At 59.7% G+C, this 16031-nt stretch carries 15 protein-coding genes, 6 tRNA genes and 1 riboswitch; all 21 genes read left to right on the forward strand.

All coding sequences use genetic code 11. From position 1 onward, the window contains the following. The first annotated feature begins 10 nt into the window (after nt 1–10). The 21 genes from nusG to THEVEDRAFT_RS01395 all read left to right on the forward strand — a co-directional run bounded on the left by nusG (nt 11) and on the right by THEVEDRAFT_RS01395 (nt 16025). Nucleotides 11–556 carry a transcription termination/antitermination protein NusG gene (gene nusG / locus THEVEDRAFT_RS01295; protein WP_006582924.1) on the forward strand — a complete coding sequence of 182 codons (546 nt, stop codon included), beginning with the start codon at nt 11–13 and terminating at the stop codon, nt 554–556. A 78-nt stretch (nt 557–634) separates the two neighbouring features. Continuing rightward, nucleotides 635–1060: a 50S ribosomal protein L11 gene (rplK, locus tag THEVEDRAFT_RS01300; protein WP_006582925.1), complete on the forward strand. Its 426-nt coding sequence runs from the start codon at nt 635–637 to the stop codon at nt 1058–1060. A gap of 81 nt (nt 1061–1141) precedes the next feature. Further along, nucleotides 1142–1846 (forward strand): 50S ribosomal protein L1, encoded by a 705-nt coding sequence (gene rplA, locus THEVEDRAFT_RS01305; RefSeq protein WP_006582926.1) that lies wholly within the window; start codon nt 1142–1144, stop codon nt 1844–1846. A 277-nt stretch (nt 1847–2123) separates the two neighbouring features. After that, a complete protein-coding gene (gene rplJ / locus THEVEDRAFT_RS01310) occupies nt 2124–2654 on the forward strand; it encodes a 50S ribosomal protein L10 (protein WP_040825557.1) in 531 nt (176 codons plus the stop codon). A gap of 120 nt (nt 2655–2774) precedes the next feature. Continuing rightward, nucleotides 2775–3158 carry a 50S ribosomal protein L7/L12 gene (gene rplL, locus THEVEDRAFT_RS01315; RefSeq protein ID WP_006582928.1) on the forward strand — a complete coding sequence of 128 codons (384 nt, stop codon included), beginning with the start codon at nt 2775–2777 and terminating at the stop codon, nt 3156–3158. A 138-nt stretch (nt 3159–3296) separates the two neighbouring features. Further along, a complete protein-coding gene (locus THEVEDRAFT_RS01320) occupies nt 3297–4169 on the forward strand; it encodes an amidohydrolase family protein (protein ID WP_006582929.1) in 873 nt (290 codons plus the stop codon). 94 nt (nt 4170–4263) lie between these two features. After that, nucleotides 4264–4368: riboswitch (SAM riboswitch) on the forward strand. A 130-nt stretch (nt 4369–4498) separates the two neighbouring features. Continuing rightward, complete coding sequence (locus THEVEDRAFT_RS01325; RefSeq protein ID WP_156787078.1) at nt 4499–5806, forward strand: O-acetylhomoserine aminocarboxypropyltransferase/cysteine synthase family protein; 1308 nt, start codon at nt 4499–4501, stop codon at nt 5804–5806. Further along, the gene (gene metX, locus THEVEDRAFT_RS01330) at nt 5806–6906 is read left to right on the forward strand and encodes a homoserine O-acetyltransferase MetX (protein WP_006582932.1); all 1101 of its coding nucleotides are present in this window, start codon (nt 5806–5808) and stop codon (nt 6904–6906) included. Before THEVEDRAFT_RS01325 ends, metX begins: the two co-directional genes overlap by 1 nt. Nucleotides 6907–7076: 170 nt before the next feature. Continuing rightward, on the forward strand, nt 7077–8669 hold the full coding sequence (locus tag THEVEDRAFT_RS01335) for an ATP-binding protein (RefSeq protein WP_006582933.1): 1593 nt from the start codon (nt 7077–7079) through the stop codon (nt 8667–8669). Between the two features lie 41 nt (nt 8670–8710). Next, entirely contained in the window at nt 8711–9088 is a 378-nt protein-coding gene (gene crcB, locus THEVEDRAFT_RS01340) for a fluoride efflux transporter CrcB (protein ID WP_006582934.1), read from the forward strand. Between the two features lie 172 nt (nt 9089–9260). Next, nucleotides 9261–9335: transfer RNA gene (locus tag THEVEDRAFT_RS01345), tRNA-Val, on the forward strand. A gap of 30 nt (nt 9336–9365) precedes the next feature. Then, nucleotides 9366–9443, forward strand: a tRNA-Asp gene (locus THEVEDRAFT_RS01350). Between the two features lie 22 nt (nt 9444–9465). After that, a tRNA-Phe gene (locus tag THEVEDRAFT_RS01355) sits at nt 9466–9541 on the forward strand. Between the two features lie 20 nt (nt 9542–9561). Further along, nucleotides 9562–9636, forward strand: a tRNA-Gly gene (locus THEVEDRAFT_RS01360). Between the two features lie 18 nt (nt 9637–9654). Further along, nucleotides 9655–9729: transfer RNA gene (locus THEVEDRAFT_RS01365), tRNA-Cys, on the forward strand. Between the two features lie 37 nt (nt 9730–9766). After that, a tRNA-Asn gene (locus tag THEVEDRAFT_RS01370) sits at nt 9767–9842 on the forward strand. A gap of 395 nt (nt 9843–10237) precedes the next feature. Next, complete coding sequence (locus THEVEDRAFT_RS01375) at nt 10238–10417, forward strand: helix-turn-helix domain-containing protein (protein ID WP_040825562.1); 180 nt, start codon at nt 10238–10240, stop codon at nt 10415–10417. Between the two features lie 32 nt (nt 10418–10449). Beyond that, nucleotides 10450–10926: a BREX-3 system P-loop-containing protein BrxF gene (gene brxF, locus THEVEDRAFT_RS01380; RefSeq protein WP_006582936.1), complete on the forward strand. Its 477-nt coding sequence runs from the start codon at nt 10450–10452 to the stop codon at nt 10924–10926. A gap of 34 nt (nt 10927–10960) precedes the next feature. Next, nucleotides 10961–12559 carry a DUF6079 family protein gene (locus THEVEDRAFT_RS01385; protein ID WP_006582937.1) on the forward strand — a complete coding sequence of 533 codons (1599 nt, stop codon included), beginning with the start codon at nt 10961–10963 and terminating at the stop codon, nt 12557–12559. A 32-nt stretch (nt 12560–12591) separates the two neighbouring features. After that, entirely contained in the window at nt 12592–14619 is a 2028-nt protein-coding gene (locus THEVEDRAFT_RS01390; protein ID WP_006582938.1) for a type I restriction-modification system subunit M, read from the forward strand. Next, the gene (locus tag THEVEDRAFT_RS01395) at nt 14616–16025 is read left to right on the forward strand and encodes an SIR2 family protein (protein ID WP_006582939.1); all 1410 of its coding nucleotides are present in this window, start codon (nt 14616–14618) and stop codon (nt 16023–16025) included. The genes THEVEDRAFT_RS01390 and THEVEDRAFT_RS01395 overlap by 4 nt, the downstream gene beginning before the upstream one ends. Nucleotides 16026–16031: the final 6 nt, after the last annotated feature.

Consider the following 16031-nt stretch of genomic DNA (forward strand, 5'->3'; position numbering starts at 1 on the left):
CTTTTGGCTGATGAAAGACTACAAGAGACGCTGGTACATAGTTCAGACCTACTCGGGTTACGAGAATAAGGTGAAGGCCAATCTGGAGCAGCGGATAGCCACCATGGGGATGGGGGACAGGATCTTCAATGTGTTGATCCCCGTGGAGGAGAAGGTCTTCATAAAAGAGGGAAAGACCAAGCATGTGAAGCGCAAGGTCTTCCCTAGTTATGTGTTGGTTGAGATGATAATGGACGACCAGTCCTGGTACGTGGTCCGTCATACCCCTGGGGTGACTGGTTTTGTGGGTTCCGGCAACCATCCCATACCCCTTACTGAGCGGGAAGTGGCGGAGATAATGGGGAAGATAGGCCTTGCGGGGGTTCAGAAGGGCAAGGTGGAGATGGACATAGTGCCCGGGGACACCGTGAGGGTTAAAACCGGTCCCTTTGAAGGTCAGGTTGGGCCGGTGGTGGAGGTGGTCCCTGAGAAGGGGAAGGTCAAGTTCTCCGTCACCGTGTTTGGCCGGGAGACCGTGGCGGAGGCGGACTACGAGGACTTGGAGAAGGTTCTTTAGTGAATAAAACGGGCGGGCTCGCAGGGGTTCCGCCCTTCAGGGCTTTAGGGCCCTTATCTTAAGGAGGTAGTGAGGTAAATGGCAAAGAAGGTTGTAGGGGAGATCAAGCTGCAGCTGCCGGCAGGCAAGGCTACGCCGGCACCACCCGTAGGGCCCGCTTTGGGTCAGAGGGGTGTCAACATAATGGAGTTCGTGAAGCAGTTCAACGCGAAGACCGCGGATCAGGTGGGGCTCATAATCCCTGTGGTGATCACGGTTTACGCGGACCGGAGCTTCAGCTTCATTCTGAAGACCCCTCCCGCCAGCGTGTTGATCAAGAAGGCGGCGAACCTGGAGAAGGGTTCTGCGGCGCCCAACAAGACCAAGGTGGCCAAGATAACCAAGAGCCAGGTGAGGGAGATCGCCCAGCTCAAGATGGTGGACCTCAACGCCAACGACGTGGAGGCCGCCATGAGGATGATCGAGGGCACCGCCCGGTCCATGGGCGTGGAAGTGGTCAACTAGGGACTTGGGTTTTTAGGTATCTTAAGGGATTTGAGTTTGTGGCAGGGCTTTTGCCCGCTATGACCACGGGAGGTATTGAAGATGGCTAAGAAGAGCAAGAGGTATCGGGCTATTGCGGAGAAGGTGGAGGACCGGCTTTACGGGCTGTCCGAGGCGGTCAAGCTGGTTAAGGAGATCGCCACCGCCAAGTTTGATGAGAGCGTGGAGCTTCATGTCCGGTTGGGCGTAGATCCCCGCCACGCGGACCAGCAGGTGCGCAGCACCGTGGTCCTTCCTCACGGCACCGGCAAGACCAAGAGGGTGCTTGTCATCGCCGGTGGCGAGAAGGTGAAGGAGGCCGAGGAGGCTGGCGCGGACTTCGTCGGCGGCGAGGACATGGTGCAGAAGATAGAGGGCGGTTGGCTGGACTTCGACGCGGTCATAGCCACCCCGGATGTGATGAGGGCGGTTGGCCGTCTCGGTAAGATCTTGGGTCCCAGGGGACTCATGCCCAGCGCCAAGACCAACACGGTCACCTTCGACGTGGCGGACGCGGTCAGGGACATCAAGGCCGGTAGGGTTGAGTTCCGGGTTGACAAGACCGGTATAACCCACAACGCCATAGGCAAGGCCTCCTTCGGGGAGCAGCAGCTGTTTGAGAACGCATCCACCTTGCTCAGGGCGATAATCAAGGCTCGTCCCGCCGCTGCCAAGGGGCAGTACCTCAAGAGCGTCACCATGACCACCACCATGGGTGTTGGGATTCCCATAGATCCGGTGGAGGTGCAGAAGGAAGTCGCCGAGTAGTCTTTGGGCCCTTTCGGCGGTCCCTTGTGGATTTTCTTCCCCCTGGGTTGCGTTTGTCCCAAGGGGGATGGTATACTGAGCTTTGGGCTTGTGACAGCGGGGGCGCTCTGCGCTTAATGTTGAAAACCCCGCCGAGGTCCGGGGAAGCGGTGGCTTAGGCTGTCGCATGGTGCTTGTGTTCGTGCGCTCCCGGTCCTTGTTGGCCGGGGGCGTTTCTCTTTGTGCCCCGGGCGTTGCGGTGCAGGCCGATCAGTCCAGGGCGGAAGGAGGTGAGGTAATGCCGACTAAGGCGAAGGAGCAGAACATCGAGCAGTTGGTTGAGATGCTGGGCCGCAGTGAGGCGGTTTTCATCTGCGAGTACCGGGGTCTTACGGTCAAGAAGATGACCGACGTGCGTTCCCGTGTCCGCAAGGCGGGCGGGGAGATAAAGGTGGCCAAGAACACCCTCATGAGGATAGCCCTTGAGAGGGCTGGGCTTCCCACGGTGGATCCCTATGAGCAGGGGCCCAACGCCTACGTGTTCGCCTACGGTGACGTGGCGGCGGTGGCCAAGGAGCTTCGTGACTACTCCAAGGAGAAGGGCAACGAGGCCCTGGTCATAAAGGGCGGAGTGATGGGCAAGGACCTGCTCAGCAAGGATCAGGTCATGGCTCTGGCGGATCTTCCCTCCAGGGAGGTCCTCATCGCCCAGGTGGTGGGTACAATGGCGGCCCCGCTCCGGGGACTCGTCACGGTGCTCTCCGGCCCTGCCAGGGGGCTCGTCACTTGTCTGTCCCAGATCAAGGACAAGAAGGAGAACGCTGCGTAGTTCCCGTTTCTTCGCGCCGTCATGTGGCGCTGGGACGGGCTTCAGGGCGCCCTCGTTTTAAACGTGAGGTTTTGGGGCGTCGCAAAGAGATTTTAAAAACAACCTGAGGAGGAGTATCAGATGACCCGCGAGGACATAATCAAGGCTATTGAGGAGATGTCGGTCCTCGAGCTGTCCCAGCTCGTGAAGGATCTGGAGGAGAAGTTCGGCGTGTCCGCCGCTGCCCCTGCCATGGCCATGCCCATGATGGCCATGCCCGGTGCCGGCGCCGCTGCCGCCGCTGAGGAGGAGAAGACCGAGTTCGACGTGGTCCTGGCCGACGCGGGCTCCAACAAGATCAACGTCATCAAGGTGGTCCGGGAGCTCACCGGCCTTGGCCTTAAGGAGGCCAAGGACCTGGTGGACGGCGCCCCTAAGACCGTGAAGGAAGGGGCCGCCAAGGAAGAGGCGGAGGAGATGAAGAAGAAGCTCGAGGAGGCGGGGGCGAAGGTGGAGCTGAAGTAAGCTCCCTTTTAACCCTACAAATCCCATCTCTTGGGTTTCAGGGCGGGGTCCTTCGGGGCCCCGCCCTTTCTTGTGTTCGGTTTTATGTTACAATCTCCAAAAGGTAAGTGAATTTAAGTGCGAACGGGGGCTTTCCGATTGATCCTGGACTTTCACGTTCACATCTATCCCCCCGAGGTGATCCGGGATGCGCGCCGCATTGCGGAGAGGGAGGATTACTTCGCCCTTTTGTCCTCGTCGAAGGTGCATCGGTGGGCCACGGTGGAGGACCTCATCGAGGCGATGGACCGGGACGGGGTGGACCGGGCGGTGGTTTTCGGCTTTGCCTTCAAGGACCTGGGGCTCTGCAGGCTTTGCAACGACTATGTGTTGGAGGCCGCCAGGGCTCATCCGGACAGGATAGTCCCCATGGCGGTGGTGCCGCCCTTTGCCAAGGGGGCCCTCCAAGAGGTTGAGCGGGCCCGTTCCCTTGGGGCCGTGGGGGTTGGGGAGCTCTTCCCGGAGGGGCAGGGCTTCGACATTGACGATGTGCGCCAGACCTGGCGCCTTGCGGGGCTCTGCCACGAGCTTGGCATGTTCCTCATGTTCCACTGTGCCGAGCCGGTGGGGCACCGGTACCCGGGCAAGGGGACCGTGGGTGTCAAGGAGGCGGCGGGGTTCTGCGAGAACCACCCGGAGGTTAAGGTGGTGTTCTCTCACTTCGGGGGAGGCCTTTTCCTTTACGAGTCCATGGAGGAGATGAGGCTGATCCTGTCAAACGCCTACTACGACACCGCCGCCATGCCCTTTCTTTACGACCATTCCATGCTGAAGGCGGCGATGGCGGTGGCGCCCCACAAGATGCTTTTTGGCACCGACTTCCCGATACTTGACGTGAGCCGCTACGTTTCCCGCTTTGACCGGGCGGGGCTTGGGGCGGAAACGGCGGGGGCATTGCTGGGCCTTAACGGGGAGGGCTTCCTAAACTCCCTGGGGGAATGGGCATGGCCCATGGGTGGGGGCTGTGGTTGAGCTATTGACATGGCGGCGCTGGGGAGGTTAACATCTCCCACAACGGATTAAATGCTCCAGCCCCTTGGGGGCGGTTTAGAAAATTTAATATAGACTCTTATCCAGAGTGGCGGAGGGACTGGCCCGATGAAGCCCGGCAACCTGTCTCCCTTGGGGGGCGTGGTGCCAACACCTGCGGCGTTTTGCCGGATGATAAGAGAGGCGCAGCGGCTGTTTTAAAGGCGACAAGGCCCCTCCTCTCGGAGGGGCCTTAACTTTAATCCCTTTGAGGAAATTTGGGGGACCAGCGCCGTCCTAGGGGGACGGCGGTAAGACGGGGGGATGAGCGGATGTCTTCAGGGTTGAATCGGGGTTTTAGAGGGGATGGGGGTATGGGGTTGAGTACCCGGGCGCTTCACGCCGGGTGGAGTCATGACCCCGCCACGGGGGCTTTTGGGCTTCCCATATACGCCACCGCGGCATACCGGTTTGAGGACTCGGAGCAGGCCTGCCGGCTTTTCCTGTTGGACCAGGATGGGCACATATACTCCAGGATATCGAATCCCACGGTGAAGGCCTACGAGGACTGCGTGGCCTCCTTGGAGGTAGGAGTGGGGGCGGTGGCCTTCTCCTCCGGCCAGGCGGCCTTCACCCACGTGATAGGGACCTTGTGTTCCGCCGGGGACCACCTGGTGCTGTCGAGGAAGCTTTACGGCGGCACCCTTACCCTGATAAGGAACACCTTCGGTCGCTTTGGGGTGGAGAGCTCCCTGGTGGACTCCAATAGTTTGGAGGAGGTGGAGTCCGCCATGAGGCCCAACACCAAGGCCATAGTGGTGGAGACCGTGGGGAACCCCTTGCTGGACGTAGCTCCTCTGGAGGAGCTGGCGAAGCTGGCGGATAGGCACGACGCGGCGCTCATAGTGGACAACACCTTTGCCACCCCGGTGCTGTGCCGTCCCATAGAGCATGGGGCCCACGTGGTTATTCACTCCGCCACCAAGTACATATCCGGCTTCGGCAACGTGCTGGGGGGCATAGCGGTGGACGGGGGCAACAAGGATTGGGGCAGTCCTAAGTGGCCCCTTCTCTCCACCCCCGACCCGGGCTACGGGGGCAAGGTGTTCGCCGAGGCCTTTGGCAATAAGGCCTTCTCGGCGAAGCTTAGGGCCACGCTGCTGCGGGACCTGGGGGGGTGCCCGTCTCCCTTTGACTCGTACCTCCTTAAGCTCAGCTGCGGGACGCTGCCCCTTAGGATGCGGCGGCACTCGGAGAACGGCATGGCGGTGGCCCGGTACCTTAAGGGGCACCCTAAGGTCCGGTGGGTCCGGTATCCAGGCCTTGAGGACCATCCTACCCATGACCTGGCGGTGCGGTACTTGGACGGGCTGTACGGGGGTATGGTGGCGTTTTGCCTGGATGGTGGGGTTGAGGAGGGGCGTCGTTTCCTCGAGGGGCTAGGGCTTTTCGGCCACATGGCGAACCTGGGGGACTCTAGGAGCCTTGCGATACACCCTGCCAGCACCACCCACTCCCAGCTTTCCCCGGAGGACCGCAGGGCCGCGGGGATAGATGATGGGCTCATCCGTTTGAGCGTGGGTCTGGAGGACCCGGAGGACCTGCTTGAGGACCTGGAGAGGGCCTTGAGGGGGGTGTGATGGTGGAGGAGCGGTACCTCAAGGTTCGGATAGGGGACCTGCCCCTTGACTCCGGGGAGACCCTGCCGGGGGTGGAGCTGGCCTGTTCGGTCACCGGCCGATTGAGACCCGACGGGTCTAACCTGGTGGTGGTTTGCCATGCCCTGACCGGGAGCCACCACCTTTGGGGCCCTTCGGTGGAGGGGCTGCCGGAGGGTTGGTGGAACGGGGTGGTAGGTCCTGGAATGGCCATAGACACCGACCGGTTCTGCGTGGTGTGTTTTAACAACCTTTGCAGCCCCTACGGGAGCACTGCACCGTCGAGCCTGGGGCCGGAGGGAAGGCCCTGGGGTATGAGGTTTCCCCTGGTGTCCTGTAGGGACGTGGCGAGGAGCCAGGTGATGGGTTTGAGGGCCCTTGGGGTTGAGAGGGCCCTGGCGGTGGTGGGGGGGTCCATGGGGGGCATGGTGGCCCTGGAGATGGCCCTGTCGTTCCCCAAGGTCTTTGAGCGCTGTGTGGTGATAGCGGCCCCCATGAGGCTTTATCCCCAGGCAATAGCGTACAACGAGGTTCAGCGGCAGGCCATAATGTGGGACCCGGACTGGCGAGAGGGGGATTATTATCCCGATCCTGGGCCTGTTAGGGGTTTGGCCACCGCCAGGATGTTGGCCATGATAACCTACAGGAGCGAGAACTCCTTCGTGTCCCGGTGGATGAGGGAGGTGGCCCACGGGGACCCCTGGCGTTGGGACGGCAAGTTTCAGGTGGAGACGTACCTTCATCATCACGGCCAGGAGCTGGTGAAGCGTTTCGACGCGAACTGTTACCTTTATCTCACCAGGGCCATGGACCTTCACGACGTCTTGGCTGGGCGCGGAGGCTCTCCCGAGGAGGCCTTCGGGGGATTTTCGGGCAGGGACATCCTTGGGGTTGGCATATCCAGCGACATGCTTTTCCCCAATTGGCAGGTGGAGGAGGTGGTGTCCTCCGCCAAGCGGGCGGGGGTCAACGGGTGGTACGAGGAGATAGAGAGCCCCAACGGGCACGACGCTTTCCTCATAGACCTTGACCAGGTGGACGACATCCTGAGGACCTTCTGGCGCAGGACCGGCATGGGTTGATGCCGGATCTTTGGGGGGGACGTTCTTCATGGTTGGGTCCGGTGCCGGGGCGCCGGACCTTTAAATTTAGGTTCACAAAAATATTTATAAATAAACCACTTGCCATATCGCTGGGGCTATTATAAACTTCCGTTTCAAATAAATTCCAAAGAAAGCGGAGGTTGATTTGGTTGCCCTTGGATGCGGGTTTGCGGAAGGTGTTGGTGATAGGTTCCGGTCCCATAGTGATAGGGCAGGCGGCGGAGTTCGATTACGCGGGTACCCAGGCGTGCCGGGCCCTTAGGGAGGAGGGGGTTGAGGTGGTTTTAGTTAACACCAACCCTGCCACCATAATGACCGATTCGGACACCGCCGATGCGGTTTACTTTGAGCCCTTGGACCTGGAGGGGTTGTGCCGGGTTATAGAGGTTGAGAGGCCTGAGGGCATTATAGGCACCCTTGGGGGGCAGGTGGGTCTTAACCTGTCCCTTGGCCTTTTTGACTCCGGTGTTTTGCGGCGCTTGGGGGTAAGGCTTCTTGGCACCGGGGCTGAGGCCATCCGCCGTGGGGAGGACAGGGGGCTGTTCCGGGATCTCATGCAGTCCATAGGGGAGGAGGTCCCCTTGAGCGCGGCGGTTAAGTCCCTGGAGGAGGCCCTTTCTTTTGCTGGTTTTGCGGGTTTCCCCTTGGTGGTGCGTCCTGCCTTTACCCTTGGGGGAACCGGGGGAGGTATGGCGAGGGATCAGGGGGAGCTTGTGGAGCTGGTGTCCTCGGCCCTTGGGCTTAGTCCCGCGGGGCAGGCCCTGGTGGAGGTAAGCGTTGAGGGGTGGAAGGAGATAGAGTTTGAGGTGATCCGGGACGGGGAGGGTGGTAAGGTCCTGGTCTGTGGCATGGAGAACCTTGATCCCATGGGGGTGCACACTGGGGACAGCGTGGTGGTGTCGCCCATAATGACCCTTGGGAAGTCCGTTGTGGAGGACCTTAGGGAGGCGTGCTTCAGGATAGTTGATGCCATAGGGGTTGAGGGGGCCTGCAACATCCAGTTCGCGGTGCGGGATGACGGGAAGCGGTACGTCATAGAGGTTAATCCACGGGCAAGCCGTTCCAGTGCGCTGGCCTCCAAAGCCACCGCGTATCCCATAGCCCGGGTGGCCGCCAAGGTGGCCCTTGGGTATCGTCTTGGGGAGATAGGTCTTTGGGAAGGAGGTCCTAGGGCATCGGAGGAGCCGGTGATATCCCACGTGGCCCTTAAGTTTCCCCGGTGGCCCTTTGACAAGTTCCCTCGGGCGGATAGGCGCCTTGGGACCAGGATGAGGTCCACCGGGGAGGTCATGGCCCGGGGGGACTCCTTTGAGGAGGCGCTCCTTAAGGGGTTCCGGTGTGCGGGGCATCCCATTAAGGTGCCCTTTGGGGTTTTGCTGTCCCTGTCCCCATGGAGCAGGGCGGAGGCCCTTGATGCGGTGGGGATCCTTTCCCGGGCGGGGTGCGCCATCTACTGTACCCCGGGGACCGCCAGCTTCTTCATGTCAAAGGGGATTGCCTGCGATGCGGTGTCCCCGGAGGATGCCCTGGAGTTGGCCGGGGAGGGCGTGAAGCTGGTGGTCAACACCGTAAGCCCCGGTTGGGGAAGCGGTTACGGTTTTAAGCTACGGCGCAGGGCGATGGAGCGCGGCGTCCTTTGCCTTACCTCCTGCGATACCTTAAAGGGTTTGGCGGAGGCCCTGGTTTTTAGAGGTGATTTAGGGGAAGCCCTTGCAAGTGGGGAAAGGTGGTATAATCTATAATCATCACCGAAGGTGGTGAGCCTATTTGGGGGGGTCGAAAGGTGAGAGTTGAAGCCCTTTATTTGATGTTGGCCGGTGGGGTGGGTGCCATCTGTAGGTACTATCTTGCCTCCACGGTTCAGCGTCTTAACTCCGGTTCCTTCCCGTGGGGCACCTTTGTGGTGAACGTGGTGGGGTGCCTGCTGGCGGGTTTCCTGGTGACCTTCTTTGCCCATCGTTTCCACGTTTCCCCGGCGGTGAGAAATGCGGTGTTGGTGGGTTTCATAGGGGCTTTCACCACCTTTTCTTCCTTCATGGTGGACACGTTGAACTTAGTTCGCCACTCCCATTGGGTCGCCGGTTTTATTAACCTGTTTATGCAGAACCTGGCGGGCATGGGAGCGGTGGTCTTGGGTACCTTGGCGGCCAGCAACATGTGATGTAGCGGCGGGTTCCCCGGTGCTGAAGTTTTTTGGGGCGGGTCCTGTTGAAGCGGGGCCCGCCGATTTATTTGTTCCTCCCCGGTGGTCCTTGGGGTTGAAGTGGGATTTTAGGCGTCATGGGTGTTGACAGTTTTTGGGACCCTTGCTATACTTCCTCTCGTGCTGATCGGGGCGGATAGCTCAGTGGGAGAGCACCTGCCTTACAAGCAGGGGGTCGTAGGTTCGAACCCTATTCCGCCCACCATGAGGACAATGACACAGCCAGTTTAGAGGTGGGGTTGTAGCTCAGTACGGTTAGAGCGCCGGCCTGTCACGCCGGAGGCCGCGGGTTCAAGTCCCGTCAGCCCCGCCATCTTGTTTGGACGTCGTGTGTCGGCGGGATAGCTCAGTTGGTAGAGCAACGGACTGAAAATCCGTGTGTCCCCAGTTCAATTCTGGGTCCCGCCACCACTTGTGAAGGTTCTTGTCGGGCGGAAGTAGCTCAGGGGTAGAGCACAACCTTGCCAAGGTTGGGGTCGCGGGTTCAAATCCCGTCTTCCGCTCCATCTTTAGAGTGAGAATTGGGCGGCATAGCCAAGTGGTAAGGCAGAGGACTGCAAATCCTTTATTCCCCGGTTCGAATCCGGGTGCCGCCTCCAGCTTTTCGCCCAATTTCGTGTTATAATAAAGGCGCGTTCCTCGGTAGCTCAATCGGCAGAGCGGGTGGCTGTTAACCACTAGGTTCCAGGTTCAAGTCCTGGCCGAGGAGCCAGATTTCAATCCGCCGGCTTCGGCGGTTCTCTTTTTAAGGCCTCAGGGGTAGATCCTCCTGGGGCCTTTTCCCTTTGGCCTGGCCGTTTCCGCTTGCGCCCGTCCGCAAGTTTACCCCTATCCTAGTTTACATCGAGGCTCTATCGGTCCAGGCTTGCCACCGCTCGGCGGGTCCCGCGGGCTTAGGAAGCCTTGGCTGGGGTGCACCTGGCAAAATGACAAATACAACCGGACAAAACACATTGAAGTAGGTTTAGAGCTTGATATATCGTAAGCTGGTTCGTCATGTCGTATTGGCATCTAAAGGCCAAAGGCTGGGAGTGGTACGCCTATCAACCAAGAGAAAGAGGCCGTTGGAAGGCAGCTAATGGGGCCAAAGGCGGCTGGAGTGGTATGATGGAAGGCCGATGGCTCTTACCATCCATAGTAGATGAGATCGCTGATCATCTAGACCTTAAGCGGGATACGGTCCACAAGTGGATCGGTGAGCGGCAGGTACGGGGTCGCAAGGTCGGTCGGCTTTGGAAGTTCAACAGGAAAGAATTGGACGAGTGGGTGAAGTCTGGGGGAGCCTAAGATAACGAACCTGGATCAAAGGTAGATCGCAAATGGTGGATTCGCTGGCCGATAGGGTCATAAAGAGGATTTACGAGGCTGCCGAGCTCTACCACCGGCTGGTCATGCTGGTGGCGCCGGCCGGTGCGGGCAAGACCGCCGCGCTCCAGGAGGTTCAAGGACGCATTGGAGCCCCATTGATCAATGTGAACCTTGAGCTTTCCCGGTGCATGCTCGACCTCACGGAGCGCCAGCGGGCCTTGCAGCTACCACGGCTTCTCGGTAAAATTGTGGGCGAAGCCGTATCCGACGTGGTTCTTCTGGACAACGTCGAGATCCTCTTCGATGTGTCGCTCAAGCAGGACCCGTTGCGGCTCCTGCAGGGGCTCTCCCGAAACAAAACGGTGGTTGCGGCCTGGAGCGGCTCCATCGACGGAGAGTACATGGTCTATGCGACGCCGGACCACCCCGAATACAAACGATATCCCTTACGAGATTTCCTGGTAGTGAATCCGGAGGCCGTTGCATGAAGACAAGGAACGAAAGCGCGGTAGGGCAGACGCGATGAGATACGGAGACCTGATCCAATTTGAGCCTATCGAGTCCGTGGTCCAGCTGCGGGACGCCGACGAGGCCGATGCTGCCCGACAGCTTGTCCAGACCTATGTCATCTCCGAGGAGATGGCCGAGAGGCTGATCCATCTGGTCTTTCCACAGCTTCAGTTCCACCAGCCCATGGACAACAAGGGGCTGCTGGTCGTGGGTAACTATGGCACCGGTAAATCGCACCTCATGTCCGTGATCTCCGCCCTGGCCGAAAACGGCGATCTCGCAGCGCATCTGAACGACAAGAGCGTGGCCAGCGCCGCGGGCAAGATCAGCGGGCGGTTCAAGGTAGTCCGAACCGAGATCGGCGCGACTACCATGTCCCTGCGCGACATCCTCGTCGCCGAACTAGAGGAGCACCTGGCCGCAATGGGCGTGTCCTATTCCTTCCCGCCCGCGGATAAGGTGTCCAATAACAAACGTTCTTTCGAAGAGATGATGACCGCCTTCCACCAGGAGTATCCCGACCACGGTCTGCTCCTGGTGGTGGACGAACTGCTCGATTACCTGCGCACCCGTAAGGACCAGGAACTCATTCTCGATCTCAACTTCCTGCGCGAGATCGGCGAGTCTTGCCGCGATCTGAGGTTTCGCTTCATCGCCGGTGTCCAGGAAGCCATTTTCGACAGCCATCGATTTTCTTGCGTGGCCGACAGTATCCGCCGGGTGAAGGACCGCTTCGAGCAAATCCTCATCGCCCGCAAGGATGTCAAGTTCGTGGTGGCCGAGCGTCTGCTCAAGAAGACCGCCGACCAGCAGGTGAAAATCCGGGAGTACCTGACCCCCTTTGCCAAGTTCTACGGCCGGATGAACGAGCGCATGGACGAGTTCGTGCGCCTCTTCCCCGTGCATCCCGACTACATTGACACCTTCGAGCGAGTCACCGCGGTGGAAAAGCGTGAGGTGCTCAAGACCCTGTCCCTGGCCATGAAGAAGCTTCTCAACCAGAATGTGCCTGACGACAGGCCCGGGGTCATCGTCTATGACGGCTACTGGACGACCCTGCGTGAGAATCCCTCCTTCCGCGCTGTCCCGGACATCAAGGCGGTCATCGATTGCAGCCAGGTGCTCGAATCCCGTATCCAGCAGGCCTTCACCCGCCCGCATTACAAACCGATGGCCTTGCGGATCATCCACGGGTTGTCGGTCCATCGGCTCACGACGGGCGACATTTACGCCCCCCTGGGTGCGACGGCGGAGGAGCTGCGCGACGGGTTGTGCCTCTTCCAGCCGGGCATTGAGGAACTGGGCGGCGATCCGGCCGATGACCTGCTCTCCCAGGTGGAGACCGTCCTGCGGGAAATCCACAAAACAGTCAGCGGCCAGTTCATCTCGTCCAACCCGGACAACCGCCAGTATTACCTGGACCTCAAGAAGACCGACGATTTCGACGCGCTGATCGAGAAGCGGGCCGAAAGCCTCGATTCCTCGCAGCTCGACCGCTGCTACTACGAAGCGCTCCGGCGAGTCATGGAGTGCACGGACCAGACCTATGTGACGGGCTACAAGATCTGGCAGCACGAGATCGAATGGCTGGAACGTATAGCGATGGCGTAAGGTAATATCCACATGTCGCGAAAGGATTGCTCATGGAAAACGGACAACTCACTTGGATCGCCAACTTCATTTGGGGCATAGCCAACGACGTACTACGAGATCTCTACGTACGCGGCAAGTACCGGGACGTCATTCTCCCGATGACCGTCCTCCGCAGATTGGACGCGGTGCTGGAGCCCACCAAGCAGGCGGTGCTCGACATGAAGGCCTCGCTCGACAAAGCGGGCATCGTGCATCAGGACGCTGCCCTGCGTCAAGCAGCCAAACAGGCGTTTTACAACACCTCAAAATTCACCCTGCGTGACCTCAAGGCTCGCGCAAGCCGCCAGCAACTGGAGACCGATTTTCGCGCCTACCTCGATGGCTTCTCACCCAACGTCCAAGAGATCATCGACAACTTCGAGTTCCGCAACCAGATCCCACGCCTAGCCAAAGCCGACGCACTGGGTGCACTAATCGAGAAGTTCCTCGACCCCTCAATCAACCTGAGCCCGCACCCCTTTCTCAACAGCGACGGCAGCGTTCGCCTGGAGGGACTCGATAATCACGCGATGGGCACCATCTTCGAAGAACTGGTGCGCCGCTTCAACGAGGAAAACAACGAAGAAGCCGGCGAGCACTGGACGCCGCGCGATGCCGTCCGGCTGATGGCTCGGCTGATCTTCGAACCGATCGCCGACCAGATTACCGACGGTACCTACCTTCTTTACGACGGCGCCTGCGGCACCGGCGGAATGCTCACGGTGGCCGAGGAAACATTACTCCATCTGGCGAAAGAGCGTGGCAAACAAGTCTCGGTGCACCTTTTCGGCCAGGAGATTAACGCCGAAACCTACGCCATCTGCAAAGCGGACTTGCTGCTCAAGGGCGAAGGCGACGCCGCTGACAACATCGTTGGCGGTCCCGAGCACTCCACGCTCTCCAACGACGCCTTCCCCGGCCGCGAGTTCGACTTCATGCTCTCCAATCCGCCCTATGGCAAGAGCTGGAAGAGCGACCTGGAACGCATGGGCGGCAAGAACGGTATCAAGGATCCGCGCTTTGTCGTGCAGCACCGGGGCGAGGAGCTTTCGCTCGTTACCCGCTCAAGCGACGGTCAGATGCTCTTTTTAGCCAACATGCTCTCCAAGATGAAGCACGGCACCCCGCTTGGAAGCCGCATTGCCGAAGTGCACAACGGCTCGTCGCTGTTTACGGGGGACGCCGGCCAGGGGGAGAGCAACATCCGCCGCTGGATCATCGAGAACGACTGGCTCGAGGCGATCGTCGCCCTGCCGCTCAACATGTTCTACAACACCGGCATCGCCACCTACGTCTGGGTACTCACCAACAGGAAGCCTGAGCACCGCAAAGGTCGCGTGCAGCTCATTGACGCCACGCAGTGGTACAAGCCCCTGCGCAAGAACCTCGGCAAGAAGAACTGCGAGCTTTCCGAAGAGGACATCCGCCGCATCGTGGATACCTTCCTCCGATTCGAGGAGACCGAGCAGTCCAAGATTTTCCCCAACGCGGCATTTGGCTACTGGAAGGTGACGGTGGAACGCCCCCTGCGCCTGAAAGGCATCGATCCCGAGCGGGCTTATACTCCCAAAGAAATCAAGAAGCTGCGGGAAGAGGCCGAGCGCGCTGATGACGCACCGCCGGTCATCAAGAGGATTCACAAGCCAGGCACCGCGCCCGATCCGCTGCGCGGCCTGTTCGAGGCCACCATCCACGGCAAGTCCCGCGTAGTGGAGTACGAGCCGGACACGGAGCTGCGTGATACCGAGCAGATCCCCTTCCTGGAATGCTCAGCTTGCCGCGAGCCCGGCTACCTCCCCAGCAAGGAGGACGAGCGCGACGCGATCGAAACCTTCCTGCGCCGCGAGGTGCTGCCCTACGCGCCGGACGCCTGGTACGACCCCGAAAGCGTCAAGATCGGCTACGAGATCAACTTCAACCGCTACTTCTACAAACCCAAAGCCCTGCGCTCGCTGGAAGAAATCCGCGCCGACCTGCTGGCGGTGGCGAAGGAAGCAGAAGGGTTGTTAGATGAAATTATAGGAGGACAGACGCGATGAGCCCTCAAGATGGACAACAGATCATCAAGACCCGGGATGACCCCATCCCGGTTATTCTTGACCGATCGGATGTACCCCAAGACGCTAACAAGCCCTTCAAACTGTCAGCCAACATGACGTGCTCTTGGGTAAAGGCCGGAGAGGAGTTCGGTCCCGAGAAGCTACGACCCCGCATAGAGCCGTGGCTGACGGCGCTGGTCCAATCCGAGCATTTGTCCTTGCTCGTAGGGTCGGGTCTCACCCAGGCTGTTCACGGACTGGCAACGGATAGGGCGCTTCCCGGAATGCGTGCTAAAGAATTTCAGACCCTGCAGGCGGAGATCGCGGCTGAGGCGAAGCGCGCAGCGAAAGCAGCCGGGCGCGACAGTGGAAACTTTGAGGACGAAATACGTGCCGTGAATGAACTGCTTCGTGGTTTGGAGATCATCGCCTCCACAAAAACGGAGGATGCCCCAGAGCGCAAGCAGATTGACCGCTTGCGACAAGAGTTAAATGAGGCCCTTAGATCCTTCGCTGCCTCAATCCTGGAAGCCGAGCGAAACCTGGCTTCTGCACCCGGTGAGAAACGCGAGAACGCCTTCAACTACCTCGTGAGCTTTCTCATGAGTTTCGCAAGCCGGTCGGGCACACGTGACCGCCTTCATCTCTTCACAACCAACTATGACCGCTATATCGAAGCCGGTGCGGATATCGCGGGATTGCGCCTGATCGACCGTTTCGTAGGCACGCTCGCACCAGTGTTCCGTGCTTCCCGGCTTGATGTGGATATGCATTACAACCCACCCGGAATTCGGGGCGAGCCCCGCTACCTCGAAGGTGTTGCGCGTTTCACAAAGCTCCACGGGTCGATTGACTGGGTCGATTGTCATCAGGCAATTCGCCGATTCGGGCTTCCCTTCGGCGCTAAAGACATAAATCCTTACCTTCGCGCACCGGGTTTGGAAGGGGCCGACGCCATGAAGCTCATGATTTACCCGAACGCCGCCAAGGACCGCGAAACAGCCGAATACCCTTATGTGGAGCTGTTCCGCGACTTTGCTGCCGCTATCTGCCGCCCTAATAGCACGCTGGTAACGTATGGTTACAGTTTCGGCGACGAGCACATCAACCGCGTGATCGAGGATATGCTTACGATTCCATCAGCACACCTTGTGATCATTTCATACAGCGATCCTCTCGGTCGGATCATGCACTTTTACGAAAGACTGGGACGCCCCGCCCAGCTTACTCTCCTCCTTGGAGATCACTTGGGGGATCTGAAAGCGCTGGTGGACCATTACCTGCCCAAACCAGCCATCGACCGCACGACTTTCCGAATGGCTGAGCTGCTGAGAAAACGTTTCGGTGGGCAGGCGGCGCAAGATCAGGACGGTGGTACTACAGATATCGGAGGACAGTCGCTATGAGCCGAA

The organism is Thermanaerovibrio velox DSM 12556 (genome assembly GCF_000237825.1).
GTDB classification, from domain to species: domain Bacteria; phylum Synergistota; class Synergistia; order Synergistales; family Synergistaceae; genus Thermanaerovibrio; species Thermanaerovibrio velox.